Source organism: Nocardioides hungaricus (assembly GCF_054782915.1).
Genome location: NZ_BAAGRO010000019.1, coordinates 70,544 through 95,725 on the forward strand (window position 1 = coordinate 70,544; position 25,182 = coordinate 95,725).

Consider the following 25,182-nt stretch of genomic DNA (forward strand, 5'->3'; position numbering starts at 1 on the left):
AGGAGCCCGTCCGGGCCGGTGCCACGCACTGTGACCTTTTCGACCCTCGCGCTCGCTCGGCCGCTGCCGCTGCCGCCGCTTCACCATGGTCCGTGGGTGAACCCGCACTTCCCACGAAGTGCCCACCGTGGGAAGTGCCGGTTCGCCGGCATCCCGTGATGAAGCTGCAACCTCACGATGCCCGACCGTCGACAACCCCGCCGCCCGCTCCCGCGTCGTACCGGCAGGAGCGAATCGAAAGGGGGCTCGGGCCCATGAGGTGCCTGAAGGCAGTGCTGACCCTGGTGCTGGTCACCGCGGTGGTCGCGGCGGGAGCGGGGGTGGCGGCGTACGCCGCCTCGCGCGTCCTGGTGGGGCTGATGAGCTGACACGACGTACCCTCCTCCGCGTGAAGGTGAGCCCCCGGACGGGACGACGGGATCAGCCGGAGGCGCGCGGGAGACGACTGCGGAGACCGACTCGGCTCCCTAGCAGCCGACCGAGTCCGCGGGTTTCGGCTGCTGACGGCCGAAACCCGGCGCCCGGCTCAGACCTCGGTCCGCCCGTCGTTGTCCCGGTTCCGCAGCCCGATCTTGCTGCCGAGCCACACGAGCGGGTCGTACTTGCGGTCCACGACCCGCTCCTTCATCGGGATGATGGCGTTGTCGGTGATCTTGATGCCCTCGGGGCACACCTCGGTGCAGCACTTGGTGATGTTGCACATCCCGAGCCCGGCCGCGCCCTGCGCGAGGGCCCGCCGGTCGTGGGTGTCGAGCGGGTGCATGTCCAGCTCGGCGTACCGGAGGAAGAAGCGGGGGCCGGCGAAGGCGGGCTTGTTGTCCTCGTGGTCGCGTACGACGTGGCAGGTGTTCTGGCACAGGAAGCACTCGATGCACTTGCGGAACTCCTGCCCGCGCTCGACGTCGATCTGCGCCATCCGGCGCTTGCCGTCGGCGTCGCGCGGGCCGAGCTCGGCGTACGGCAGCTCCTTGGCCAACTCGTAGTTGTACGAGACGTCGGTGACCAGGTCGCGGACGACCGGGAAGGTCCGCATCGGCGTGACCGTGATGGTCTCGGCCGGGTCGAAGTCGGAGAGCCGGGTCATGCACATCAGCTTGGGCCGGCCGTTGATCTCCGCCGAGCAGGAGCCGCACTTGCCGGCCTTGCAGTTCCAGCGGATCGCGAGGTCGCCGGCCTGGGTGGCCTGGAGCCGGTGCAGCGCGTCGAGGACCACCTCGCCCTCGGACACCTCCACCGTGTAGTCCGCCAGCGAGCCGCCGTCGGTGTCGCCGCGCCAGACGCGCATCTTCAGGTCGTAGCCCATGTCACTTCTCCTCGAAGTACTTCGTGAGCTCGTCCGGCATCACCGGGAGCGGCTTCTCGGACAGGTCCACGCCGGTGCCGCCGGCGTTCAGGGTGACCACGAGGTTCTTGGTGCCCCACACCTCGTGGTCGGTGGCCGGGTAGTCGTCGCGGGTGTGGCCGCCGCGCGACTCCTCGCGCGCCAGCGCCGCCTTCGCGATCGCCTCGGAGACGATCAGCATGTTGCGCAGGTCGATGGCGAGGTGCCAGCCCGGGTTGTACTGCCGGTGCCCCTCCACGGCCATCGTCTTCGCCCGCTCCTTGAACCGCTCGATCTCGCGCAGCGACTGCTCCAGCTCGGCCCCGGTGCGGATGATGCCGACCAGGTCGTTCATCGACTGCTGGAGGTCCTGCTGGATCGTGTAGGGGTTCTCCCCTCCCTCCACCGCGAACGGCGCCAGCGCGCTGTCTGCGGCCTTGCGGATATCTGCCTCCGCAACCACAACGTTGCCGCCGGAACCCCGTAGCTGCCTTACGTACGCCGATGCCGCCTCGCCCGCGCGCTTGCCGAACACCAGCAGGTCGCCGAGCGAGTTGCCGCCGAGCCGGTTGGAGCCGTGCATGCCGCCGGAGCACTCGCCCACGGCGTACAGCCCGGTGACCGCGCTCTCCTGGGTGTCCGCGTCGACCTCGACGCCGCCCATCACGTAGTGGCAGGTCGGGCCGATCTCCATCGGCTCCGCGGTGATGTCGACGTCGGCCAGCTCCTTGAACTGGTGGTACATCGACGGCAGCCGCTTGCGGATGAACTCCGGCGTCCGCCGGGACGCGATGTCGAGGAAGACGCCGCCGTGCGGTGACCCGCGCCCGGCCTTGATCTCGGAGTTGATCGCGCGGGCGACCTCGTCCCGGGGCAGCAGCTCGGGTGGCCGCCGGTTGTTCAACTTGTCCTCGTACCAGCGGTCGGCCTCCTCCTCGGTGTCGGCCGTCTCCGCCTTGAAGAACTCCGGGATGTAGTCGAACATGAACCGCTTGCCGTCGGAGTTGCGGAGGATGCCGCCGTCGCCGCGGACCGACTCCGTGACCAGCAGCCCCTTCACCGACGGCGGCCAGACCATGCCGGTGGGGTGGAACTGCACGAACTCCATGTTGATGAGCGCCGCCCCCGCGCGGAGCGCGAGCGCGTGGCCGTCGCCGGTGTACTCCCACGAGTTCGACGTGACCTTGAAGGACTTGCCGATGCCGCCGGTCGCGAGGATCACGGTCGGGGCGTCGAAGGTGACGAACCGGCCGGTCTCGCGCCAGTAGCCGAAGGCCCCCGAGATCGCCCGCTCCGCGGTGGTCGAGCCTGTCGAGACCAGCAGCTCGGTGATCGTGCACTCCATGAACACGTCGATGCCGAGCTGCACCGTGCGCTGCTGGAGGGTGCGGATCATCTCCAGCCCGGTGCGGTCGCCGACGTGGGCGAGCCGGGCGTACTTGTGGCCGCCGAAGTCGCGCTGCGAGATCAGCCCGTCCTCGGTGCGGTCGAACAGCGCCCCCCAGTCCTCGAGCTCCTGCACCCGCTCGGGCGCCTCCTGGGCGTGCAGCTGGGCCATCCGCCAGTTGTTGAGCATCTTCCCGCCGCGCATGGTGTCGCGGAAGTGCACCTCCCAGTTGTCCTCGGGCCAGCGGTTGCCCATCGCGGCCGCGATGCCGCCCTCGGCCATCACCGTGTGCGCCTTGCCGAGCAGCGACTTGCAGACCACGGCGGTCCGCGCGCCCGCCTCGTGCGCCGCGATGGCGGCCCGCAGACCGGCGCCGCCGGCGCCGACCACGACGACGTCGTACTGATGGCGCTCCATGCCGCCCTCGCTGGCACCGGACATCTCGTTGCCGGTCATGGGGTGTCGCCCGCCGGTGGTCGAGCTCGTCGAGGCCATCAGAAGAACCTCGGGTCGGTGATGGTGCCGGTCGCGAGGAGGAAGACGTAGAGGTCGACGATCGCGACGGAGAACAGGGAGTACCACGCGTACCTGCCGTGGTTGGCGTTCAGCCTCGAGACGAAGGTCCACATCTGGTAGCGGACCGGGTGCTTCGAGAAGTGTCTGAGCCGGCCGCCGGTGATGTGGCGACAGGAGTGGCAGGACAGCGTGTAGAGCCAGATGAAGACGATGTTGACGATCATCAGCACCGTGCCGAGGCCCATGTGGCCCCATTCGCGCTGCTCGTTGCGGAACGCCAGCACGGTGTCGAAGGTGAGCACGCAGGCGACCAGCACGGCGGCGTACCAGAACCAGCGGTGGACGTTCTGGAGGATCAGCGGGAAGCGGGTCTCGCCGGTGTACTTGCCGTGCGGCTCGGCGACCGCGCAGGCCGGCGGCGAGAGCCAGAACGAGCGGTAGTACGCCTTGCGGTAGTAGTAGCAGGTCATCCGGAAGCCCAGCGGGAAGACCAGGATGATCAGCGCCGCCGAGAGCGGGAAGCCCGCGAACGGCTGGCCGAAGTCCGATGCGCCCTCGACGCAGTCGCCGAGGCAGGGCGAGTAGAACGGCGAGAGGTACGGCGAGGCGTAGTAGTACGCGCCCTGGAACGCCCGGATGGTGGCGTAGACGACGAAGGCGGAGAAGACCACGAACGTCGCCGCCGGGTAGAGCCACCATCGGTCGGTGCGGAGGGTCTTCGCCCCGATCCGGGCCCGGGTGGGCCCGTTCACCCCGTTCACCCCGTTCACACCGTGTCCTGCTGCCGTCCTGGTCTCGCGTGCGTCCGTCGACGCCATCGCCACCTCCGTGGTCGGGTGCTCTCCCGCATGTCCGGCTGAGTCTGCACACTCCGAGCCGGATGTGAAAGGGCACACACCGGTTTTCCGGGAACAGCGTCCCCGGCGAGACCGCCTGGGACCTGGCGCAACCGGACGTAAGTCACACCGCCCGCGGGCGTGACGGCCGATCCCGAGCGGTAGCGTGGCCCCTCGTGGCAACGACGAACTTGGTGACCGGAGCCCGGGCGTCGCGCTCGACCATCGCGCTCAAGCTCCTGATGGCCGCGAGCGGCATCCTGTTCATCCTGTACGTGCTCCTGCACATGTACGGCAACCTCAAGGCATTCTCCGGCCACGACGCCTACAACGCCTACGCGGAGCACCTGCGCCGGCTCGGCGAGCCGATGCTCCCCTACTCCGGCTTCCTCTGGATCATGCGCGTGGCGCTGATCGTGGCCCTGGTCGTCCATGTGTACGCCGCCGCGACGCTGTGGCGCCGGGCCAACTCCGCGCGCAGCCAGAAGTACGTGGTGAAGAAGAACCTCGCGTCGTCGTTCTCCTCGCGCTGGATGCGCTGGGGCGGCCTGACCCTGCTGCTGTTCCTGGTCTGGCACCTGCTCAACTTCACCGTCGTCAAGGTCAACGTCGCCGGCGGCGAGACCAACGACCCGTACAACCTGCTGGTCGACACCTTCGACACCTGGTGGATGACGCTGATCTACCTGGTCGCGATGCTCGCGCTCGGCATGCACCTGCACCACGGCACCTGGAGCGCCGCCCAGACGCTGGGGCTGACGAACAACGCCCGCGCCCGCCGCAACGCCAAGGCCCTCGGCTGGATCCTGGCGGTCGTCATCGCCGGCGGCTTCTCCCTCGTCCCGATCTTCGTCCTCGCCGGCGTCATCACCAAGTAAGGGCCCCCGATGACCGACATGCCCGACACCACCCTCACCGGCGACCCCTCGCACGACGCACCGGGCGCCCACGGCGACGACGCCGCCGGCTACTACACGCCGGGCGACCCGATCGCCGACGCCAAGGCTCCGGGCGGCCCGATCGACGAGCGCTGGCAGACCCGCAAGTTCGAGGCCCGCCTGGTCAACCCGGCCAACCGCCGCAAGCTCGACGTCATCATCGTCGGCACCGGCCTGGCCGGCGGCTCCGCGGCCGCCACGCTCGGCGAGGCCGGCTACAATGTGAAGTCCTTCTGCTACCAGGACTCCCCGCGCCGGGCGCACTCGATCGCCGCGCAGGGCGGCATCAACGCCGCGAAGAACTACAAGGAGGACGGCGACTCCGTCCACCGCCTCTTCTACGACACCGTCAAGGGCGGCGACTACCGCTCGCGCGAGTCGAACGTCTACCGCCTGGCCGAGGTCAGCGCCAACATCATCGACCAGTGCGTCGCGCAGGGCGTCCCGTTCGCCCGCGAGTACGGCGGCCTGCTCGACAACCGCTCGTTCGGCGGCGTCCAGGTGTCGCGCACGTTCTACGCCCGCGGGCAGACCGGCCAGCAGCTGCTCATCGGCGCCTACCAGGCGATGGAGCGCCAGGTCGCGGCCGGCACCGTGCAGCAGTTCACCCGCCACGAGATGCTCGAGCTGATCGTCGTGGACGGCAGGGCGCGCGGGATCATCGCCCGCGACCTGGTCACCGGCGAGATCGAGACCCACCTCGCCGACGTGGTCGTGCTCGCGACCGGCGGCTACGGCAACGTCTTCTTCCTCTCCACCAACGCGATGGGCTCCAACGTCACCGCGTCGTGGCGCGCACACCGCAAGGGCGCCTACCTGGCCAACCCCTGCTACACACAGATCCACCCGACCTGCATCCCGGTCACCGGCTCGCACCAGTCGAAGCTGACGCTGATGTCGGAGTCGCTGCGCAACGACGGCCGGATCTGGGTGCCGAAGCGGAAGGCCGACTGCGACAAGGACCCTCGGGACATCCCCGAGGAGGACCGCGACTACTACCTGGAGCGGATCTACCCGTCGTTCGGCAACCTGGTCCCTCGCGACATCGCCTCGCGCGCCGCGAAGAACGTGTGCGACGAGGGCCGCGGAGTCGGCCCGGAGGTCGACGGCGTACGCCGTGGTGTGTACCTCGACTTCGGCGCCGCCATCGCGCGCCTGGGCCGCGACGGCATCGAGGAGAAGTACGACAACCTCTTCGACATGTACGCCCGGATCACCGGCGAGAACCCGTACGAGACGCCGATGCGGATCTACCCGGCGGTCCACTACGTGATGGGCGGGCTGTGGGTCGACTACGACCTCCAGTCCACGATCCCCGGCCTGTTCGTGACCGGTGAGGCGAACTTCTCCGACCACGGCGCCAACCGCCTCGGCGCGTCCGCGCTGATGCAGGGTCTGGCCGACGGCTACTTCGTGCTGCCGCACACCATCCGCGACTACCTCGCGGACGGCCCGTTCGAGAAGATCGAGGAGAGCCACCCGGCCGTGGTCGAGGCCAGGCGGGCGGTCGAGGGCCGGGTCGCCCACTTCCTCGGCACCAGCGGCACCCGCAGCGTCGACTCCTACCACCGCGAACTCGGCAACATCATGTGGGAGTACTGCGGCATGGAGCGGACCGAGGACGGCCTGAAGAAGGCGATCGACCTGATCCGCACGCTCAAGGACGACTTCTGGCGCAACGTGAAGGTCCTCGGCACCGGCGACGGCCTCAACCAGTCTCTGGAGAAGGCCGGCCGCGTCGCCGACTTCTTCGAGCTCGGCGAGCTGATGTGCATCGACGCGCTCAACCGGCGCGAGTCCTGCGGCGGCCACTTCCGCGCCGAGTCGCAGACCGAGGACGGCGAGGCGCTGCGCCACGACGACCAGTTCGCGTACGTCGCCGCGTGGGAGTTCGCCGGCGACCCGGAGTCGCACGGGATGGGCACGCCGGTCCTGCACAAGGAAGACCTGGTCTACACGTCCATCGAGATGAAGCAGAGGTCCTACAAGTGAAGGTCACGCTCAAGATCTGGCGCCAGCCGGACTCCCAGACCAGGGGCGCGATGCACGGCTACCAGCTCGACGGGGTCTCGGAGGACATGTCCTTCCTCGAGATGCTCGACGTGCTCAACGAGGACCTCATCGCCCGGGGCGAGGACCCGGTCGCCTTCGACTCCGACTGCCGCGAGGGCATCTGCGGCATGTGCGGGCTGATGATCAACGGCCAGGCCCACGGCCCCGAGGTCACCACGACCTGCCAGCTGCACATGCGCTCCTTCCAGGACGGCGACGAGATCGTCATCGAGCCGTGGCGCGCCGACGCGTTCCCGGTGATCAAGGACCTGGTCGTCGACCGCGGCGCCTTCGACCGGATCATCCAGTCCGGCGGCTACATCTCGGTCAACACCGGCTCGGCCCCCGAGGCCCACTCGGTGCCCGTCCCCCGCGACGACGCCACCCGCGCGTTCAACGTGGCCACCTGCATCGGCTGCGGCGCCTGCGTCGCGGCCTGCCCGAACGGCTCGGCCTCGCTGTTCATGGGCGCCAAGGTCACCCACCTCGGCGAGCTGCCGCAGGGCCAGCCCGAGCGCGACAGCCGCGTGGTCGGCATGGTCGCCCAGCACGACGCCGAGGGCTTCGGTGGCTGCACCAACATCGGCGAGTGCACCGCCGCCTGCCCCAAGGAGATCCCGCTCGACGTGATCTCCCGGCTCAACTGGGACCTGCACCAGGCCCTGCGCCACGGGCACTGATGAGTTGACGCCGAGTCGGCGCAGTCTCAGCCTCATTGAGGCTGAGACTGCGCCGACTCGGCGTTCAGGCCGGCAGCACCCAGACGTCGTCCTCGCCGAAGGTGGGGCAGCGCGCCCCGGGCACGACCTGCACGTCGAAGATCTCCTCGACGCCGTTCTCGAACTGCAGGGTCGCGACGGTCGTGCCGCTGCGGAGGTCGACGACGCCGACGCCGCACTTGAGCTGGTCGTGGTACGCCGCGATCGGGGCGCCCCCGAAGACGTTGGTCTCGCGGATCCGGGAGAGGCCGACGAAGGCGAGGCCGCGGTGGAGGGCGAGGCCGCGGGCGTAGCCCGGGAACGTGGCGACCACGTCCCGGCTCCCCGTCGCGAGGTCGACGCGCTCCAGCCGGCCGAGGCCGGAGTTCAGCACGAACAGCGCACCGGCGTACCACCGTGGCGAGTGCGGCATCGCCAGGCCCGTGGTGACCGCCTCGCCGGAGGCGACGTCGAGGACGGTGCCGCTGTCGTTGCGCGTCGCCCGCCAGCCGCCGGGCTCGTCGCTCGGCGCGAACAGGCTGACGAAGGCCGGCCGGCCCGCGCGCATCGCGAGGCCGTTGAGGTGGCAGCGGTCCTGGGCCGCCAGCGCCGAGACGAACGGCGGCCGCCACCGCGGCTCGAAGCTGTGGCGCTCGTCCAGCCCGGCCAGGCACGAGAAGGCCGTGTTGACCACCCACAGGTCCGGCTCACCGGCGCCGGTCGTGCCCCACGCGAGCTCGTGGCACGAGATCGGGCCGGTGACCACCGAGGAGCGCGGCAGCCAGCACCGGTCGTACCGGCCCACCGGTGCCATCGCCGGGGCGATCTCGGAGTGGTCGCGCAGCGTCCACACCTGCGTCTTGCCCCCGACGGCCACCCGGTCCGGGCCGACCGCGACGCCCATCGCACGGTCGAAGCGCCGGAACGAGAGGCTCAGCCCTCCCTCGGCGACCCCGACGGCGACGACCTGTCCGGCCTGGTACGTCGAGACGAGGAGCGAGCAGGCCGCCTCCTCGAGCACCCGTGGGAACCGGTCACTGTGGTGGAACCGCACCTCCGTCCCCGGCGCCTCGGCCGGATCGGTCACCGCAGCCTCAGGGTGTACCCGTTCACCACGCTGCCGACGCCGCCGGCGCACGTGATGAACGTGAACCGGGCACGCACGCGGAGCTTCCCGGTCTGTCGGAGCTCCCGCAGGCCGGCCTTCGTCGGCGCGAGGACGATGTTCGTGCGGCCCGCCTCGACGAAGGCCCGGCTGGCCCTCCTCAGCTTCGAGCCACCGACCGGCCGCACCTCCAGCCGGCCGGCCGACTCGACGGATACCGGCAGCCGCAGGGTGCCCTTGCGGGTGTCGAGCCTCCCTTGCGGGCCGACGGTGAAGGCGGCCTGGTTGATGTCCTCGACCTCGGCGGTACCGGCCTCGCTCCCGTCGGACTTCCACAGTTCGAGCCCGTGGGTGCCGTCGTCGGCCGCGAAGAACAGCGTCCCGCCCACCTCGGTGAGCTGGGAGGGGCTGTAGTAGGCATCCCCGGGGTTGATGTCCTTGACCAGGGCGGTCCCCGCCCCGGTGCCGTCGGACGTCCACAGCTCCCGGCCGTTGACGCCGTCCCGGGCGGTGAAGAAGAGGGTGTCGCCGACCGCGACCAGGGCGTCGGGGTCGCTGTTGTAGACGTCGGGGTTGATGTCCTTGACCATCACCGTGCCGGCCTCGGAGCCGTCGGACGTCCACAGTTCGCGACCGTTGACACCGTCGTCGGCGGTGAAGAACAGCGTGCCCCCGACGCCGATCATCGCGGACGGGGTGTCGTAGTAGTCGCCGTCGTCGCCGGGGTTGACGTCCTTGACCAGGACGGTCCCGGCCGCGCTGCCGTCGGTCTTCCACAGCTCGGGCCCGAGGGTGCCGTCGTCGGCGGTGAAGAAGAGGGTGTCCCCCACCGCGGTCAGCGAGCTGGGGTTCGCGTCGCGGGCTCCCGGGTTGATGTTGGCGACCAGGGCCGTGCCGGCCGCGGTGCCGTCGGACTTCCACAGCTCCCGGCCGCGGGCGCCGTCGCGGGCCGCGAAGTACACCGTCTCGCCGACGGCCGTCAGGCCGGTGTAGCCGATGCCGTAGGCGCCCGGGTTGACGTCCTTGACCAGGACGGTGCCGGCCCTGGTGCCGTCGGACCTCCACAGCTCCCGGCCGCGGACACCGTCGTCGGCGGTGAAGAACAGCGTGTCCCCCACCGCGGTCAGCGAGGAGATCGCGTCGTACTCGTCGTCGGCGGAGATGTTCCTCACCAAGACGGTCCCGGCGGCCGTGCCGTCGGACCGCCACAGCTCCCGGCCGCGGACACCGTCGTCGGCGGTGAAGAACAGCGTGTCCCCCACCGCCGTCAGCGACGTCGGCCCGCTGTAGTAGCCGTCGTCGGGGTCGATGTCCTTGACCATCACCGTGCCGGCGGCCGTGCCGTCGGACTTCCACAGCTCGCGGCCGTTGACGCCGTCGTCCGCGGTGAAGAACAGCGTGTCCCCCACCGCCGTCAGCGACGTCGGCCCGCTGTAGTAGCCGCCGTCGGGATCGATGTCCTTGACCATCACCGTGCCGGCGGCCGTGCCGTCGGACACCCAGAGCTCGGCGCCGTTGACGCCGTCGTCGGCGGTGAAGAACACCCGGTCGCCGACCGCCTCGAAGTCCTTCGGCGAGCTCGAGGAGGTCTGCGGATCGCAGACCGGCACCCCGGCGGCCACCGCCTGCCCCTGGCCCAGGCCGGTCAGGGTCACCGCGGCCGCGGTCGCGGCGGTGGCGGCGCGGCCGGCCACGCGAGCCTGCCTCCGCAGCGCCTTCGCGCGCGCCGAGCGCAGCCGAACGACCTTCTCTCGAGCAGTACGACGCCGACGACTCATGTCAGGTACCTCTCCGTCCCCCAGGCGTTGCTGGATGCTACGCCGTGGGACGCCTCAGGGGCGCGATCGGTTGCCCCGGGCTCACCGTCGTCCGGCCAGCCTCTTCGCCACGGCCATGATCCCGAGCGTGCTGAGCGCTCCGGCGACGTACGGCGGCACCCAGGCCGGACCCTCCCGCTCCGGACGCCGGACCGGCGGGGACGGCGGGCCCTGGACGGGAGCCTCGCCGGGGTCGGGGCGGGCGGCCCGGGCGGCGGGCGAGGTGTGGGCGAACGCGGCGGCGTAGAGCACGACCCGGGAGAAGTAGTTGATCCAGACCAGCACGATCAGCGCGAGGCCGAACGCCTGGAACGCCGGGTTGCCCTGCGTCGCGGAGATCAGGAGGCCGGAGACCTGCTTGAGCACCTCGAACGCGATCGCGCCGAGGAGGGCGCCCGACCACAGCGACCGGGTCGGGGTGTGCGGCTCGGCCAGCAGCTTGAACATCGCGAAGAACAGCAGCATGTTGGCGCCGAGGCCGAGGACGACGGTGATCAGCCTGACCAGCCAGCCGAGCTCGGAGTCGAGGCCGACCCAGTCCAGCAGCACGCCGGCGAAGCCGCCGACCAGGCCGGCGACCGCCACCGCCACGAGCAGGATCAGCCCGATCAGCACCAGCGTGACCAGGTCGCGAAGCTTGCCGAGCACGAAGCCCGGCTGCTCCTTGTCCGGGACCTCGAACACGACCACGAGCGCGTCGCGCATCGCCGCCAGCCAGCCGAGCCCCGAGTAGAGCAGCACGACCGCGCCGAGGATCCCGACCGTGGCCGCGGCGGACTGGATGTCGCTCAGCTGCACCTGGTCCTCGCCGCTGCCGATCAGGCCCGGCATCACGCCGTTCAGCGCCTTCTCGAGGTCGTCGTCGGCCCGGGGGTAGACCCGGACGATCCAGCCGACCGCGAAGAACGCGAGCGCCAGGACCGGGAAGAACGACAGGAACGCGAAGTAGGTGACCGCGCCGGCCTGCTGGCCGGCCTTCACCGCGCCGTAGTGCTCCTGCATCCGCACCAGGTGGTCGACGAGGGGCCGCCGCCGGCGTACCTCCTCGACGCGCTCCCGGGCCCGCTCGATGAGCGGCATCAGTCGGCCGTCGCCGCCTGGAGCGGGAAGTCCCGGGTCGGTCGCCAGCCGGCGGCGTCGTCGTGGACGTAGAGGTGGAAGCCGTCGACGTCGAACTCGCACTCGAAGTCCGCGAGCTCCTCGAAGGCCCGGTCGAGCTGCTCGTCACCGAGGTGGTGGGCGATGGTGACGTGCGGGTGGTACGGGTACTGCAGGTCGATGTCCAGCGGCCCGCGGCGCAGCGAGGTCGCGAGCTGCTCGCACTGGGAGATCCCCTCGACCAGCGTCACGAACACCACCGGCGAGACCGGGCGGAAGGTGCCGGTGCCGCGCAGGTGGACGCAGAAGCTCGCGACCTCGGTCGCGGCCTCCTCGAGGTGCTTCTCGACCTCCGCCACGTGGACGGCGTCGATCTCGGTCGGCGGGACCAGGGTGATGTGCGTGGGGATCATGGCGGCAGTGGTATCCCCCACCGCGGTCCGGTAGTCCTGCAGCTCGGTCGCCCAGGGCTCGGGGATGGCGACGGCGACTCCGATCGTGACCACCCGTCGACTCTACTGACCCGCCGCGACGAAGCCGACCCGCCGGTAGACGTCCCGCAGGGTCGTCCGCGCGACGGCGCCGGCCTGCTCGGCGCCCTGGCGGAGCAGGCCGGTGAGGTACGCCTGGTCGTCGAGCAGCTCGAGCGTGCGCTCGCGGAACGGCGTCACGAACTCGACCACGACCTCGGCCAGGTCCTTCTTGAGGTCGCCGTAGCCGCGGCCGCCGTACTCCGCCTCGAGGTCGGCGATCGGGCGGTCGGTGAGGGCGGAGTAGATCGTGAGCAGGTTGCTGACGCCCGGCTTCGCGTCGGGGTCGAACCGGATCTCCGAGCCGGAGTCGGTGACCGCGGAGCGGATCTTCTTGGCCGAGGCCGACGGGTCGTCGAGCATCTCGACGATGCCGGACGGCGAGGACGCGGACTTCGACATCTTCGCGGTCGGCTCCTGGAGGTCGGCGATCTTGGCCGTGGCCTTGAGGATGTAGGGCTCGGGCAGGCGGAACGTCTTCTGGTAGCGGCCGTTGAAGCGCTGCGCGAGGTCGCGGGTCAGCTCGAGGTGCTGGCGCTGGTCCTCGCCCACCGGTACGTAGTGGGGCCGGTAGAGCAGGATGTCGGCCGCCTGGAGGATCGGGTAGGTGAACAGGCCGACGCTGGCCGCGCCCTCGCCGCCCTTGGCGGACTTGTCCTTGAACTGGGTCATCCGGCGGGCCTCGCCGAAGCCGGTCAGGCACTGGAGCACCCAGCCGAGCTGGGCGTGCTCGGGCACCTGGCTCTGCACGAAGATCGCGGACCGGGCCGGGTCGATGCCCATCGCGACCAGCTGCGCGGCCGCGCGCAGGGTGCGCTCGCGGAGCACCTTCGGATCCTGCTCGACGGTGATCGCGTGCAGGTCGGCGATGAAGAAGAACGGCTGGTAGTCCTGCTGCAGGTCCACCCACTGCCGCAGCGCGCCGAGGTAGTTGCCGAAGTGGAACGAGTCGGCCGTCGGCTGGATCCCGGAGAGCACCCGTGGGCGGGCCGTCCCGGTCCCCGCCGCCGACGTCGCGACCTCGGGTGCGGTCGTGGTGGACATGGGCGTCATTCTCCACGAGTCGTACCGACCGACGACCATCGGGCCATCGACCCGTCTACTGTCTCGGCATGGCCTACTCGCCATCCGTACCGCTGACCCGTTGGTCATCGAACCGGCGAGAGGTCATCGGCGTCCTGGCCGAGGCTCACCGAACCATCGGCGACGTGGCAGGACCGGGCCGGCCGAAGGACGTGAGCAAGCCGTTGGCTCACGCCTACCTCACCGGAATGGTGAGCGAGTTCCAAGGGTTCTGCCGCGACCTACACGACCTCGTGGTCGAGCGGATCGTCACCAACGCCACTTCGACCATCACCTACGTACCGCTCCTCACGGAGGGGTTCACGAAGGGCCGCGGCATCGATCGGGGCAACGCCACGCTGTCGACCATCAAGAACGACTTCGCTCGGGTGGGTCTGAGCCCCCTCGACCTGAGTGTCCACGACTCACAGTGGAGCTCCGGCGACAGCGTCGAGTTCCCGAAGGTGTTCGAGCTCCGCAATGCGCTCGCACACGGCAATCAGAAGGACCTCGACGATCTCCGCAGACGAGACATCAAGGACACGGTCACCTGGGCCCGTGACCGACTCCCCGTGCTGAACCGGGTCGCGAAGGCTCTGGATCGCGCAGTGTGGGACCATCTGTCAGTAGTGATCGGCACCGATCCATGGACGTGACGAAGGTGGCGCGATGGCACGCAGGCTGAGGCCCGGCATGCGCGTGCGCGTGCCGTGGGGCCTCGGCGAGGAGCGCCTCGCCGTGATCGTCGAGGTGTGGGGCCCCTCCGAGAGTCCGACCCAGGTCCGGATCCGGTTCGTCGACGACGCTGAGCGAGACGATCCCGGCACGCTGCTGATCTCGCCGAAGGCCGTCGAGCCGATACCCGCCTGATCCTGGCGTGTCCGTGGTCCCCACTCTGACCGACGGCGTGGTCACGCTGCGCGCGCACCGGCCCTCCGACGTAGCCGCGGTCGACCTGGTCGGCTACGACCTCCTGGCGGCCGAGTGGGCCGACCAGAGCAGCACGCCGATGCCGGCCGCCGAGAGCAGCGCGCCGACCAGCGCGGGCGACCGGTAGCCGTAGCCGGCGGCGATCACCACGCCGCCGAGCCAGGCGCCGAGGGCGTTGGCCAGGTTGAGGGACGCGTGGTTCATCGCGGCGCCGAGGGTCTGCGCCTCGCCGGAGACGGTCATCAGCCGGAGCTGGAGGTTGACCACCAGCACCGAGCCGGTCGCGGTGACCAGGAAGATCACCGGCAGCAGCGCCCAGCCGAACGGCGCGACCGCCCACACCAGCAGCATCACCAGGCCGGAGGCGATGCCGGACAGGATCAGCGTGCGGAACACCGACCACTCGGCGAGCCGGCCGGCCAGCCAGGTGCCGGCCACCATGCCGAGGCCGAACGACGCCGTGAAGACCGGCACCGCGCCCTCCGGCAGGCCGCCGACGTCGGTGACGGTCGGCGCGATGTAGGAGTAGACCGCGAACAGGCCGCCGAAGCCGACCGCACCGGCGAGCAGCGTCAGCATCGCCTGGCCGTTGCGGAAGAACAGCAGCTCCTTGCGGCCGGTCGCCTCCGGGTTGCCCGGGCAGGACGGCACGAACGCGAGGATCATCGCCGCGGCGACCACGGCGATCGCGCCGGCGGCGACGTACGCCGAGCGCCACCCGGCCTGCTGGCCGAGCCAGGTCGCGGCCGGGACGCCGACCACGTTGGCGACCGAGAGGCCGAGCATCACGCTGGCGACGGCCCGGCCCTGCCGGCCCGCCGGGGCCAGGCTGGCGGCGACCAGGCTCGCGACGCCGAAGTAGGCGCCGTGCGGCAGGCCGTCGAGGAACCGCGCCGCGAACAGCACCCCGTAGCCCGTCGCGAGCGCGCTGAGCACGTTGAAGGCGCCGTAAGCCACCATCAGCCAGATCAGCAGCGCCCGCCGCGGCAGCCTCGCCCCGAAGACCGCGATCACCGGCGCACCGACCACCACGCCCAGCGCGTACGCCGAGATCACGCTGCCCGCCTGGGGGATCGTGACGTCGACGCCGTCCGCGATCCGCGGCAGCAGCCCCATCGTGACGAACTCCGTCGTACCGATCGCGAACCCCCCGAGCGCCAGCGCGAGGACCGCGAGCGCGAAGTGGCTCGCCCGGGTCGGCGCGGCCGTCGTCGGGCCGGGGGCGGTCGTCGTCATGGAGCGGGAGAGGCCTTCCGGAGTCGCTGGGGCGGAGGACACAGTCTCCAACCCGGCCGCGTCGAGGACCTATTCCGCGACGGGTGCTACTGCAGGACGGTGACCTTCGACTGCACGGCGAACACGTCGCCCGAGTCGGGCAGGCACGGCTCGGAGGAGAACGTGCCGGCCGGGATCGAGCCGCCGCCGACCCGGACCTGGTTGCCGTCCTGGGCGACCAGATTGCCGTTGGAGTCGCGGAGGGCCAGCCGGCCCTGGTCGAGGGTGGCCGAGTAGCCCGCGGGCCAGACGAGGAACACCTGGCTCCCGCCGGTGTCGAGGTAGACGCACTGCCGGTCGTCGACCTGCAGCACGCCCTCGAGGGCGGCCCCGTCGGCGATGTCGCCCGCCCAGCCGGAGACCGGGAGCCGGACCGAGGTCCCGCTCCCGGTCTCGTCGCCGGCCGAGACGAGCGAGACGATGCCGAAGCCGATCGCGGCGATCACGAACGGCACCAGCGCCACGATCACGTAGCCCCGCCTGCTCAGCGCGTCGGGGCGCGACCAGCGGTCGTACTGCTGCTCCTGGTCCTGCCGGGTGTCAGACAAGGGACGCCACCGCCTCGTTCAGCGTCGCCGACGGGCGCATCACGGCCGCCGCCTTGGCGTCGTCCGGGCGGTAGTAGCCACCGATGTCGGCCGGCGAGCCCTGGACCGCGATCAGCTCGTCCACGATCTTCTGCTCGTTCGCGGCGAGGGTGTCGGCGAGCGGCTTGAACGCCGCGGCGAGCTCGGCGTCCTCGGACTGGCCGGCCAGTTCCTGGGCCCAGTAGAGCGCCAGGTAGAAGTGCGAGCCGCGGTTGTCGATGCCGCCGAGACGGCGGGTCGGCGACCTGTCCTCGTTGAGGAAGGTCTCGGTGGCCCGGTCGAGCGCGCCCGCGAGCACCTTCGCCGCCGGGTCGTCGGCCTGCTCGGCGTACAGCTCGAGCGAGGGCACCAGCGCGAAGAACTCGCCGAGGCTGTCCCAGCGCAGGTAGTTCTCCTTGACCAGCTGCTGCACGTGCTTGGGCGCCGAGCCGCCGGCGCCGGTCTCGAACAGGCCGCCGCCGTTCATCAACGGGACGACCGAGAGCATCTTCGCCGAGGTGCCGAGCTCGAGGATCGGGAACAGGTCGGTGTTGTAGTCGCGGAGCACGTTGCCGGTGACCGAGATGGTGTCCTCGCCGCGGCGGATCCGCTCCAGGGAGTACGCCGTCGCCTCGGCCGGCGCGAGGATCTCGATGGTCAGGCCCCGGGTGTCGTGCTCGGGGAGGTACTCCTTCACCTTCGCGATCAGGTTCGCGTCGTGGGCGCGGGCCTCGTCGAGCCAGAACACCGCCGGGACGCCCGTGGCGCGGGCGCGGGTGACGGCGAGCTTGACCCAGTCGCGGATCGGGGCGTCCTTGGTCTGGCAGGCGCGCCAGATGTCGCCGGGCTGCACGTCGTGCTCGATGAGCACGTCGCCGGCGCGGTCGACGACCTGGACCGCGCCCGCCGCGGGGATCTCGAAGGTCTTGTCGTGGGAGCCGTACTCCTCGGCCGCCTGGGCCATCAGGCCGACGTTCGGGACCGAGCCCATCGTGGCCGGGTCGAGGGCGCCGTGCGCGCGGCAGTCGTCGATGACGGCCTGGTAGACGCCCGCGTAGGAGGAGTCCGGGATCACCGCGAGCGTGTCGCCCTCGGCGCCGTCGGGGCCCCACATGTGGCCGCCGATGCGGATCATCGCGGGCATGGAGGCGTCGATGATGACGTCGGAGGGCACATGCAGGTTGGTGATGCCCTTGTCGGAGTCGACCATCGCCATCCGCGGGCCCTCGGCCAGCCCGGCGTCGACCGCGGCCCGGATCGCGTCGCCCTCGGGCAGGTCGGCGGCGGCGCCGAGCAGGGCGCCGAGGCCGTCGTTCGGGGAGATCCCCGCGGCACCCAGCTGCTCGCCGTACTGCTCGAAGAGGGCCGGGAAGAACGCCTGCACGACGTGGCCGAAGATGATCGGGTCGGAGACCTTCATCATCGTGGCCTTCAGGTGCACCGAGAACAGCACGTCCTCGGCCTTGGCGCGGGCGATCTGCTCGGCGAGGAAGCGGCGCAGCGCGGCGACGTCCAGGAAGGTGCCGTCCACGACCTCGCCGGCCAGCACCGTCAGGCCGTCCTTCAGGACGGTCTCGGTGCCGTCGGCGGCGACGTGCCTGATGGTCAGGGTGTCGTCGGCGGGGATGACGACGGACCTCTCGTTGGCGAAGAAGTCGCGCTCGCCCATGGTCGCGACGTTGGTCCTGGAGTCGGGGGCCCACACGCCCATGCGGTGCGGGTGCGCCTTGGCGTAGTTCTTGACCGACGCCGGCGCGCGACGGTCGGAGTTGCCCTCGCGCAGGACCGGGTTCACCGCGGAGCCCTTGACCTTGTCGTACCTGGCCCGGATCTCCCTCTCCTCGTCGGTCGCGGGGCTCTCCGGGTACGCCGGCAGGTCGAAGCCCTGCTCCTGGAGCTCCTTGACCGCGGCCTTGAGTTGCGGGAGCGAGGCGGAGATGTTGGGCAGCTTGACGATGTTGGCCTCGGGGGTCTTCGCGAGCTCGCCCAGCTCCCCGAGCGCGTCGTCGGCCAGCCCGAACGCGCTGAGGATCCGCGCCGCCACGGAGATGTCGCGGGTCTCCACCTCCACGCCCGCCCTGGCGGCGTACGCCTGAACGATCGGCAGGAGCGAGTAGGTCGCCAACAGCGGCGCCTCGTCGGTGTGCGTGTAGATGATCTTGGCCATGCTGCGCCACTCCTGGGGGCTCGGAAATACCTTGACGTCAAGATACCTGACGGGCCGACCCGCGACGGGGCCGGCCCACTCAGCCTAGAGTCGTCCCATGGCAGAGCAAACCGCCCTCCCGGGCCTCCAGCAGAAGCTCACCGCCGAGGTCCTCGGGACGTTCGTCCTGGTGCTCTTCGGCTGTGGCTCCGTGGTGTTCGCCGGCGCGGCCGGCGTACCGACGACGATCACCGCGATCGGCCTGACCTTCGGTCTCGCCGTCATGGTGATGGCCTACGCGTTCGGCCGGGTCTCCGGCGCGCACTTCAACCCCGCGGTCTCCCTCGGCGCGGCGATCGGCGGCCGGCTCTCCTGGCTCCACGCCGCGTTCTACGCCGTCGCCCAGCTCGTCGGCGCCTTCCTGGGCGCGCTCGCGCTCTTCCTGCTGCTGAACGGCTACGACGGCTTCGACGCCACCGGCAACATGGGGCAGAACTCCTTCGGCGACCAGGGCAGCGGGTACGCCGCCTGGGCGGCGTTCCTCCTCGAGCTGCTGCTCACGGCCGTCTTCGTGATGGTGATCCTCGCCGTCACCGACGAGCGGTTCGAGCACCCGGCGCTGGCGCCGCTGGCGATCGGGCTCACGCTGGCCGCGATCCACTTCGTGGCGATCCCGGCGACCGGCACCTCGGTCAACCCGGCCCGCTCGATCGGCCCGGCGCTGTTCGCCGGACCGGACGCGATCGTGCAGCTCTGGCTGTTCATCCTCGCCCCGCTGATCGGTGCCGCGCTCGCGGGCATCGCCTACCCACTGCTGTTCGGCCGGGCCTCCGACCCGATCCCCGGCTCCGGCTGGTCGCTCCCGCAGCGCCCCGCGGTCGTGGTCGGCCCGGACGCCTACCAGCAGCAGTGGAACCAGGAGACGGCCGCCACCACCGCGACCTACGGCATCGCGCCGATCGTGCAGGACGGCTGGCAGTGGGACCCGGTCGGCCAGTCCTGGCACCCGGTCGGCCAGACCCCGGAGCAGTGGCGGGCGCAGCAGGCGGCCCAGGAGCAGGCGGCGGTCGAGCCGGCCCCGGCCGCCCCGGCCGCCCCGGAGGACGAGGACCCGGGCGAGCAGACCCGGATCCGCCCGCCGCAGTAGGCGGGCGAGGGGTGGACCCTGGGATCGCGGAGGCTCCCGGCGCTGCTAGCGTCGGGAGCCGACCAGACCAGACCGTGATCGAGGAGTCGTCGTGAGCTCTACCCCGTTGAAGGTGGCCGTCACCGGCGCCGCCGGCCAGATCGGCTACAGCCTGCTGTTCCGCCTGGCGAGCGGCTCGCTGCTGGGCGACCGCCCGATCGAGCTGCGGCTGCTGGAGATCACGCCGGCGCTCAAGGCGCTCGAGGGCGTCGTGATGGAGCTCGACGACTGCGCCTTCCCGAACCTCGCCGGCGTCGAGATCGGCGACGACGCCGAGACGATCTTCGACGGTGCCAACCTGGCCCTGCTCGTCGGCGCCCGCCCGCGCACCGCCGGCATGGAGCGCGGCGACCTGCTCTCCGCCAACGGGGCGATCTTCACCGCGCAGGGCCAGGCGCTGAACAAGGTGGCCGCCGACGACATCCGCATCGGCGTGACCGGCAACCCGGCCAACACCAACGCGCTGATCGCGATGACCAACGCCCCCGACATCCCGCAGGAGCGGTTCTCGGCGCTCACCCGCCTCGACCACAACCGCGCGATCTCGCAGCTCGCCGCGAAGACCGGCGCCGCGGTCACCGACATCAAGAGGATGACCATCTGGGGCAACCACTCCGCGACCCAGTACCCCGACATCTTCCATGCCGAGGTCGGCGGGAAGAACGCCGCAGAGGTCGTGGACGACCAGGCCTGGCTGGAGGACACCTTCATCCCGACCGTCGCCAAGCGCGGCGCCGCGATCATCGAGGCCCGCGGCTCCTCCTCCGCAGCCTCGGCCGCGTCGGCCACCGTCGACGCCGCCCGCGACTGGCTGCTCGGCAGCCCCGAGGGCGACTGGGTGTCGATGGCGGTCGTCTCCGACGGCTCCTACGGCGTCCCCGACGGCCTGATCTCGTCGTTCCCCGTCACCACGAAGGACGGGAACTGGGAGATCGTCTCGGGCCTCGACATCGACGACTTCTCCCGCGCGAGGATCGACGCCTCCACCGCGGAGCTCGCCGAGGAGCGCCAGGCCGTCACCGACCTCGGCCTCATCTGACGCCGAGTCGGCGCAGTCTCAGCTGAGACTGCGCCGACTCGGCGTCTCTAGAGGGGTTGGTCGGGGATCGAGACGGCGAGGAAGACCAGCGCCGCACCGGTCCCGGCCAGCAGCAGGCAGTCCCACCAGCGCGTGCGTACGGCGAGCATGCCGGCGTCCTTCGCGGGCAGCGCCGCCCGGACGACCGCCGCGAGCCCGAGCGCGCCGCCGAACCACTGGACGCCCAGGCGCCACCTGCCGGTCGTGACGATGCCGATGCCGATCGCGACGATCGCGATGACGACGAGGTAGAACGCGCCCCCGATGGTCGACGGGTAGCGACGGCCGTCCCCGTCCTCGACCGGTGGCTCGGCCGAGACGGGCTCCTGCTCCTCCTCGCTCACGCCACCGACTGCTCGGCCGCGGTCACGATGTTGGAGAGCAGCATCGCGCGGGTCATCGGGCCGACTCCGCCGGGGTTCGGCGACACCCAGCCGGCGACGTCCCAGACATCGGCGGCGACGTCGCCGGCGATCTTGCCGTCGACGCGCGAGACGCCGACGTCGAGCACGGCCGCGCCGGGCTTGACCATGTCGCCACGGATGATGTCGGGCACGCCCGCGGCGGCGACGATCACGTCGGCGTTCCGCGTGTGCGCGGCGAGGTCGCGGGTGCCGGTGTGGCAGAGCGTCACGGTGGAGTTCTCCGACCGGCGGGTGAGCAGCAGGCCCATCGGCCGGCCGACGGTGAGTCCGCGGCCCACGACGACGACCTCGGCGCCGTTCAGCTCGACGCCGTGGCGGCGCAGCAGCTCGATGCAGCCGATCGGCGTGCACGGAAGCGGTCCGGCCTCGCCGAGCACCAGCTTGCCGAGGTTGACCGGGTGCAGGCCGTCGACGTCCTTGTCCGGGGCGACCCGGGAGAGGAGCCGGAACTCGTCGAGCCCGGTCGGCTGCTGCACGATGAAGCCGGTGCACGCCGGGTCGTCGTTGAGGCGGTCGATCTCCGCCTCCGCCTCGGCCTGAGTCGCGGTCGCCGGCAGGTCGACCCGGATCGACGCGATGCCGATCTCGGCGCAGTCCTTGTGCTTGGCCCCGACGTACCAGTGCGAGCCCGGGTCGTCGCCGACCAGCACCGTGCCGAGGCCGGGCACGACACCGCGCTCGCGCAGCTTCGCCACCCGCTCGGTGAGGTCGGCCTTGATCGCGGTGAGGGTCGCGGTGCCGTCCAGCTTCTGTGCAGTCACGGGGTCATCCTGTCAGTGGAAGAAATGCCGAGTGTCGGTGAAGTACATCGTGACGCCCGCGGCCTTCGCCGCCTCGATGGTCAGCTCGTCGCGGACCGAGCCGCCGGGCTGCACGATGGCCGCCACGCCGGCGTCGATGAGGAGCTGCGGGCCGTCCTCGAACGGGAAGAAGGCGTCCGAGGCCGCGACCGATCCGGCCGCCCGCTCCCCCGCCCGCTCGACGGCGAGCCGGCAGGAGTCGACCCGGTTGACCTGACCCATGCCGACGCCGACGGAGGCGCCGTCCCTGGCGAGCAGGATCGCGTTGGACTTCACCGCGCGGCAGGCCCGCCAGGCGAAGGCCAGGTCGGCGAGCAGCTCGGGCGAGGCGGCCTCGCCGACGGCGAGGGTCCAGGTCGACGGGTCGTCGCCCTCGGCGTCGACGTGGTCGACGCGCTGCATCAGCAGACCGCCGCTCACCGGCCGGATCTCGGCGGCTGCGCCGGCGTCGACGGGGCAGACCAGGATCCGGAGGTTCCTCTTGCCCTGCAGCACCTCGACCGCGCCGTCGTCGTACGCCGGCGCCACGATCACCTCGGTGAAGACCTCGGCCACCTGCTCGGCCAGTGCCACCGACACCGGCCGGTTCACGGCGATCACGCCGCCGAACGCCGAGACCGGGTCGCACTCGTGGGCCTTGCGGTGCGCCTCGGCGACGTCCGCGCCGACCGCGATGCCGCACGGGTTGGCGTGCTTGATGATCGCCACCGCAGGCTCGGCGAAGTCGTTGGCCGCGCGGCGGGCGGCGTCGGTGTCGACGTAGTTGTTGTAGGACATCTCCTTGCCGTGCAGCTGCTCGGCCGCCGCGAGACCGCCGCCGAGCGCGCCGGCGTAGAGCGCCGCGGGCTGGTGCGGGTTCTCGCCGTAGCGCAGCACCGCCTTCCGCTCCCACGTCGCGCCGGCCCAGGCCGGGAACCCGGTCCCGTCGGTGCTGTCGGTGAGCACGCTGCCCATCCAGGACGCCACCGCAACGTCGTACGACGCGGTGTGGGTGAACGCCTCGGCGGCGAGTGCCCGGCGCTGCTCGAGGGTGAACCCGCCGGCCGCGACGGCGGCCAGCACCTCGTCGTACCTGGCCGGGGAGGTCACGATCGCGACCGAGGGGTGGTTCTTGGCGGCGGCGCGGACCATCGAGGGGCCGCCGATGTCGATCTGCTCGACGCACTCGTCCGGGCTCGCGCCGGAGCCGACGGTCTGGACGAACGGGTAGAGGTTCGAGACGACCAGGTCGAACGGCTCCACGCCGAGGTCGGCGAGCTGCTCGACGTGGGAGTCGAGGCGGCGGTCGGCGAGGATGCCGGCGTGCACCCGCGGGTGCAGCGTCTTCACGCGGCCGTCGAGGCACTCGGGGAAGCCGGTGAGGTCCTCGACCCGGGTGACCGGCAGGCCCAGCCCCTCGATGAGGGCCGCGGAGCCGCCGGTGGACACCAGGGCGACCCCGGCCCCGTGCAGGCCGCGGACCAGCCCCTCCAGGCCGCTCTTGTCGTAGACCGACACGAGCGCGCGCCTGATCGGAACCTGGTCGATAGCTGAGGTCATCGTCCGAACCGGACCTTCCTGTCGTTGATCGTGAAGCCCTCGCGAGCCAGCCGGCCCACGGCGTCGACGAGCATCCGGCGCTCGGCGACCTTGATCCGCTCGTGCAGCGTCGCGACGGTGTCGCCGTCCTCGACCGGGACCGCCCGCTGCGCGACGATCGGGCCGGTGTCGACGCCCGTGTCGACGACGAAGAGGGTGCAGCCGGTGACCTTGACCCCGTAGTCCAGCGCGTCGGCGGGCCCGCGCATCCCGGGGAACGCCGGCGACAGCGCCGGGTGGGTGTTGACGACCCGCCCGCCGAGGCGGTCGAGGAGCTCCGCGCCGACCAGCTTCATGAAGCCGGCCAGCACCACCAGGTCGGGCTCGAAGCTCGCGACCGTGTCGGCCAGCGCCCGGTCCCAGTGCTCGCGGGAGGTGAAGTCGCCGACCCTCCTCACGAAGGTCGGCACGCCGGCCCGGTCGGCGCGGGCGAGGCCCTCGATGCCGTCGCGGTCGGCGCCGACGGCGACCACGCGGGCGCCGTACGACGGATCGGCGGACGCGTCGAGCAGGGCCTGCAGGTTGGTCCCCGAGCCCGACACCAGGACGACGAGTCGGGCGGGGCGGGAGGTCACGCAGCGGAGTCTAGGGCCGCCCTCCGGGCGATCCGCCGCTGCCACCAGGTCATGAGAACGCCGCCGAGCAGCCCGCCGATGCCGAGCGCGGTGATCGCGTTCACCGTCACGTCCAGCGCGGCCGGGCCCACCTCGGCCATCCGGCCCGGGCCGACCGCTCCACCGGAGACCGCGGCGAGCACGCCGAGCAGCACGCCGGCCAGGACGCCGCCGGCGCAGCCGCGCAGGGCGCCCTCGTCCCAGCGCAGGGTCGGGCTGCGCCGCTGCGACCGGGCCGCGGCCAGGGCGGCCACGATCGGGGCGAGGCCGATGACGTACGCCGTCCAGGCCGGCGTCGGCCCGGCATCGGGCAGCGCGGCCAGCAGCGGGAACATCGGCAGCGGGCCGAGCGAGACCAGCGTCGGCGAGACGAGCGTGTCGACGCCGACCGCAAAGCCGGGGCCGAGCAGGTAGCTCGCGGAGAGGACGGTGGCGTTCGGGACCACGGTGGCGCTGAGCACGGTGTAGACGGTCGCGTCGCCGGCGTCGGTGTGCAGCCGCGACATCACGTTGACCGCCGTGTCGAAGTCGACAACCAGCGCGCCGAGGAAGAACAGCGCGGAGACGGCCAGGTAGGCGCCCAGCACCCGCAGGCAGGTCGCGGCGGACGTGCGGAGCGAGGGCGGCAGCGTCGCGGCCCAGATCGCGGCCCGTCCGGAGCCGGTCGCGATCGCCGCGAGGCCGACGGTGAGGCAGAGCAGCAGTGACCAGAGCAGCACCCGGCCCAGCGAGGGCGCGGTCTCCGGGGTGGCGGCCAGCCGGAGGGTGACGACCGCCACGGCGGCGTACCCGGCGGTGAAGGCGGCCACGGCGATCGCCACGGTCCAGTCCCGCTCGCCGTCGGCGATCCGCTCGGCGTCGGGGCCGTGCCCCGAGATCGAGTCCCCGACCCGGTGCCCGAGCCGCCAGACCGCCCAGGCGGCGAGCGCGGTGAGGCCGAGCGGCACCACCGTGATCGCGACGCCGTCGACCCGGATCCCGGAGCCGTGGGCCAGCAGCCACCCGAGCGCACCCACACGCAGTCCGTCGCGTGGGGTTCCGTGGACGCCCGCGTCGGCGAGGAACCAGCCCACGACTCCGGCCGCCAGGCAGACCAGGAGCGTCGCCAGCGCGGCCCCGGCGCCGCCGAGCAGCGCGACGAGCACGAGGGGGCGGCGGTGGCGCGCGTCGGCCCGGTCTCCCGCCAGGGTGGGGGCCGATCCGGGCAGCAGGGAAGTCATGGCC

At 71.5% G+C, this 25,182-nt stretch carries 23 protein-coding genes; 7 read left to right on the forward strand and 16 right to left on the reverse strand.

Annotation, left to right across the window (positions count from 1 at the left end):
- Positions 1-526: 526 nt before the first annotated feature.
- From ACYVKX_RS07925 to ACYVKX_RS07935, 3 genes are read right to left on the reverse strand one after another with little or no spacing between them, the layout of a single operon-like run.
- Positions 527-1,303, reverse strand: coding sequence for a succinate dehydrogenase/fumarate reductase iron-sulfur subunit (locus ACYVKX_RS07925; protein ID WP_460830405.1), 777 nt, complete (start codon positions 1,301-1,303; stop codon positions 527-529).
- Position 1,304: 1 nt separating this feature from the next.
- Positions 1,305-3,203 carry a fumarate reductase/succinate dehydrogenase flavoprotein subunit gene (locus ACYVKX_RS07930; protein ID WP_460830407.1) on the reverse strand — a complete coding sequence of 633 codons (1,899 nt, stop codon included), beginning with the start codon at positions 3,201-3,203 and terminating at the stop codon, positions 1,305-1,307.
- Positions 3,203-3,976 (reverse strand): hypothetical protein, encoded by a 774-nt coding sequence (locus ACYVKX_RS07935; RefSeq protein ID WP_460830409.1) that lies wholly within the window; start codon positions 3,974-3,976, stop codon positions 3,203-3,205. The genes ACYVKX_RS07930 and ACYVKX_RS07935 overlap by 1 nt, the downstream gene beginning before the upstream one ends.
- Positions 3,977-4,236: 260 nt before the next feature.
- Between ACYVKX_RS07935 and ACYVKX_RS07940 the strand changes: the two genes are divergently transcribed.
- From ACYVKX_RS07940 to ACYVKX_RS07950, 3 genes are read left to right on the forward strand one after another with little or no spacing between them, the layout of a single operon-like run.
- Positions 4,237-4,938, forward strand: a complete 702-nt coding sequence (locus tag ACYVKX_RS07940; RefSeq protein ID WP_460830411.1) for a succinate dehydrogenase cytochrome b subunit — start codon at positions 4,237-4,239, stop codon at positions 4,936-4,938.
- A gap of 18 nt (positions 4,939-4,956) precedes the next feature.
- A complete protein-coding gene (locus tag ACYVKX_RS07945; protein ID WP_460830977.1) occupies positions 4,957-6,990 on the forward strand; it encodes a fumarate reductase/succinate dehydrogenase flavoprotein subunit in 2,034 nt (677 codons plus the stop codon).
- Positions 6,987-7,730 (forward strand): succinate dehydrogenase/fumarate reductase iron-sulfur subunit, encoded by a 744-nt coding sequence (locus tag ACYVKX_RS07950; protein ID WP_460830414.1) that lies wholly within the window; start codon positions 6,987-6,989, stop codon positions 7,728-7,730. The genes ACYVKX_RS07945 and ACYVKX_RS07950 overlap by 4 nt, the downstream gene beginning before the upstream one ends.
- 64 nt (positions 7,731-7,794) lie before the next feature.
- Here the strand turns inward: ACYVKX_RS07950 and ACYVKX_RS07955 are convergent, their stop codons facing one another.
- From ACYVKX_RS07955 to trpS, 5 genes are all read right to left on the reverse strand, one after another.
- A complete protein-coding gene (locus tag ACYVKX_RS07955) occupies positions 7,795-8,835 on the reverse strand; it encodes a TIGR03032 family protein (RefSeq protein ID WP_460830416.1) in 1,041 nt (346 codons plus the stop codon).
- Positions 8,832-10,631 carry an ELWxxDGT repeat protein gene (locus ACYVKX_RS07960; protein ID WP_460830419.1) on the reverse strand — a complete coding sequence of 600 codons (1,800 nt, stop codon included), beginning with the start codon at positions 10,629-10,631 and terminating at the stop codon, positions 8,832-8,834. Before ACYVKX_RS07960 ends, ACYVKX_RS07955 begins: the two co-directional genes overlap by 4 nt.
- Before the next feature lie 81 nt (positions 10,632-10,712).
- Complete coding sequence (locus tag ACYVKX_RS07965; protein ID WP_460830421.1) at positions 10,713-11,750, reverse strand: YihY/virulence factor BrkB family protein; 1,038 nt, start codon at positions 11,748-11,750, stop codon at positions 10,713-10,715.
- Positions 11,750-12,274, reverse strand: a complete 525-nt coding sequence (locus tag ACYVKX_RS07970; RefSeq protein ID WP_460830424.1) for a 2'-5' RNA ligase family protein — start codon at positions 12,272-12,274, stop codon at positions 11,750-11,752. Before ACYVKX_RS07970 ends, ACYVKX_RS07965 begins: the two co-directional genes overlap by 1 nt.
- Positions 12,275-12,283: 9 nt before the next feature.
- Positions 12,284-13,342 (reverse strand): tryptophan--tRNA ligase, encoded by a 1,059-nt coding sequence (gene trpS / locus ACYVKX_RS07975; protein WP_460830428.1) that lies wholly within the window; start codon positions 13,340-13,342, stop codon positions 12,284-12,286.
- A 68-nt stretch (positions 13,343-13,410) separates the two neighbouring features.
- Between trpS and ACYVKX_RS07980 the strand changes: the two genes are divergently transcribed.
- Both ACYVKX_RS07980 and ACYVKX_RS07985 read left to right on the forward strand, forming a co-directional pair.
- Positions 13,411-14,016: a hypothetical protein gene (locus ACYVKX_RS07980; RefSeq protein ID WP_460830430.1), complete on the forward strand. Its 606-nt coding sequence runs from the start codon at positions 13,411-13,413 to the stop codon at positions 14,014-14,016.
- Between the two features lie 13 nt (positions 14,017-14,029).
- Positions 14,030-14,230: a hypothetical protein gene (locus ACYVKX_RS07985; RefSeq protein ID WP_460830432.1), complete on the forward strand. Its 201-nt coding sequence runs from the start codon at positions 14,030-14,032 to the stop codon at positions 14,228-14,230.
- Between the two features lie 93 nt (positions 14,231-14,323).
- Here ACYVKX_RS07985 and ACYVKX_RS07990 read toward each other — a convergent pair whose 3' ends face one another.
- The 3 genes from ACYVKX_RS07990 to ACYVKX_RS08000 all read right to left on the reverse strand — a co-directional run bounded on the left by ACYVKX_RS07990 (position 14,324) and on the right by ACYVKX_RS08000 (position 18,298).
- Entirely contained in the window at positions 14,324-15,526 is a 1,203-nt protein-coding gene (locus ACYVKX_RS07990; protein ID WP_460830435.1) for an MFS transporter, read from the reverse strand.
- An 86-nt stretch (positions 15,527-15,612) separates the two neighbouring features.
- Positions 15,613-16,113, reverse strand: a complete 501-nt coding sequence (locus tag ACYVKX_RS07995; protein WP_460830438.1) for a hypothetical protein — start codon at positions 16,111-16,113, stop codon at positions 15,613-15,615.
- The gene (locus tag ACYVKX_RS08000) at positions 16,106-18,298 is read right to left on the reverse strand and encodes an NADP-dependent isocitrate dehydrogenase (RefSeq protein ID WP_460830439.1); all 2,193 of its coding nucleotides are present in this window, start codon (positions 18,296-18,298) and stop codon (positions 16,106-16,108) included. The genes ACYVKX_RS07995 and ACYVKX_RS08000 overlap by 8 nt, the downstream gene beginning before the upstream one ends.
- 97 nt (positions 18,299-18,395) lie before the next feature.
- On the opposite strand from ACYVKX_RS08000, the gene ACYVKX_RS08005 reads away from it, so the two are divergent.
- Positions 18,396-19,424, forward strand: coding sequence for an MIP/aquaporin family protein (locus ACYVKX_RS08005; protein WP_460830443.1), 1,029 nt, complete (start codon positions 18,396-18,398; stop codon positions 19,422-19,424).
- 91 nt (positions 19,425-19,515) lie between these two features.
- Positions 19,516-20,502, forward strand: a complete 987-nt coding sequence (locus ACYVKX_RS08010) for a malate dehydrogenase (RefSeq protein ID WP_460830445.1) — start codon at positions 19,516-19,518, stop codon at positions 20,500-20,502.
- Between the two features lie 47 nt (positions 20,503-20,549).
- Here ACYVKX_RS08010 and ACYVKX_RS08015 read toward each other — a convergent pair whose 3' ends face one another.
- From ACYVKX_RS08015 to ACYVKX_RS08035, 5 genes are read right to left on the reverse strand one after another with little or no spacing between them, the layout of a single operon-like run.
- The gene (locus ACYVKX_RS08015) at positions 20,550-20,885 is read right to left on the reverse strand and encodes a DUF3017 domain-containing protein (RefSeq protein ID WP_460830447.1); all 336 of its coding nucleotides are present in this window, start codon (positions 20,883-20,885) and stop codon (positions 20,550-20,552) included.
- Positions 20,882-21,727 (reverse strand): bifunctional methylenetetrahydrofolate dehydrogenase/methenyltetrahydrofolate cyclohydrolase, encoded by an 846-nt coding sequence (locus tag ACYVKX_RS08020; protein ID WP_460830449.1) that lies wholly within the window; start codon positions 21,725-21,727, stop codon positions 20,882-20,884. Before ACYVKX_RS08020 ends, ACYVKX_RS08015 begins: the two co-directional genes overlap by 4 nt.
- Before the next feature lie 12 nt (positions 21,728-21,739).
- Positions 21,740-23,305 (reverse strand): bifunctional phosphoribosylaminoimidazolecarboxamide formyltransferase/IMP cyclohydrolase, encoded by a 1,566-nt coding sequence (purH, locus tag ACYVKX_RS08025; protein WP_460830452.1) that lies wholly within the window; start codon positions 23,303-23,305, stop codon positions 21,740-21,742.
- On the reverse strand, positions 23,302-23,919 hold the full coding sequence (purN, locus tag ACYVKX_RS08030) for a phosphoribosylglycinamide formyltransferase (RefSeq protein WP_460830454.1): 618 nt from the start codon (positions 23,917-23,919) through the stop codon (positions 23,302-23,304). Before purN ends, purH begins: the two co-directional genes overlap by 4 nt.
- Positions 23,916-25,178 carry a cell division protein PerM gene (locus ACYVKX_RS08035; protein ID WP_460830456.1) on the reverse strand — a complete coding sequence of 421 codons (1,263 nt, stop codon included), beginning with the start codon at positions 25,176-25,178 and terminating at the stop codon, positions 23,916-23,918. Before ACYVKX_RS08035 ends, purN begins: the two co-directional genes overlap by 4 nt.
- Between the last annotated feature and the right edge of the window lie 4 nt (positions 25,179-25,182).

What these genes read in the sequence shown, in the direction of transcription:
- ACYVKX_RS07960 (WP_460830419.1), bottom strand. Translation starts at nt 10,631, where the DNA reads ATGAGTCGTCGGCGTCGTACTGCTCGAGAGAAGGTCGTTCGGCTGCGC.
- trpS (WP_460830428.1), bottom strand. Translation starts at nt 13,342, where the DNA reads ATGTCCACCACGACCGCACCCGAGGTCGCGACGTCGGCGGCGGGGACC.
- ACYVKX_RS07925 (WP_460830405.1), bottom strand. Translation starts at nt 1,303, where the DNA reads ATGGGCTACGACCTGAAGATGCGCGTCTGGCGCGGCGACACCGACGGC.
- ACYVKX_RS07945 (WP_460830977.1), top strand. Translation starts at nt 4,957, where the DNA reads ATGCCCGACACCACCCTCACCGGCGACCCCTCGCACGACGCACCGGGC.
- ACYVKX_RS07965 (WP_460830421.1), bottom strand. Translation starts at nt 11,750, where the DNA reads ATGCCGCTCATCGAGCGGGCCCGGGAGCGCGTCGAGGAGGTACGCCGG.
- ACYVKX_RS08000 (WP_460830439.1), bottom strand. Translation starts at nt 18,298, where the DNA reads ATGGCCAAGATCATCTACACGCACACCGACGAGGCGCCGCTGTTGGCG.
- purH (WP_460830452.1), bottom strand. Translation starts at nt 23,305, where the DNA reads ATGACCTCAGCTATCGACCAGGTTCCGATCAGGCGCGCGCTCGTGTCG.
- ACYVKX_RS08035 (WP_460830456.1), bottom strand. Translation starts at nt 25,178, where the DNA reads ATGACTTCCCTGCTGCCCGGATCGGCCCCCACCCTGGCGGGAGACCGG.
- ACYVKX_RS07985 (WP_460830432.1), top strand. Translation starts at nt 14,030, where the DNA reads ATGGCACGCAGGCTGAGGCCCGGCATGCGCGTGCGCGTGCCGTGGGGC.
- ACYVKX_RS07930 (WP_460830407.1), bottom strand. Translation starts at nt 3,203, where the DNA reads ATGGCCTCGACGAGCTCGACCACCGGCGGGCGACACCCCATGACCGGC.
- ACYVKX_RS07990 (WP_460830435.1), bottom strand. Translation starts at nt 15,526, where the DNA reads ATGACGACGACCGCCCCCGGCCCGACGACGGCCGCGCCGACCCGGGCG.
- ACYVKX_RS07980 (WP_460830430.1), top strand. Translation starts at nt 13,411, where the DNA reads ATGGCCTACTCGCCATCCGTACCGCTGACCCGTTGGTCATCGAACCGG.
- ACYVKX_RS08005 (WP_460830443.1), top strand. Translation starts at nt 18,396, where the DNA reads ATGGCAGAGCAAACCGCCCTCCCGGGCCTCCAGCAGAAGCTCACCGCC.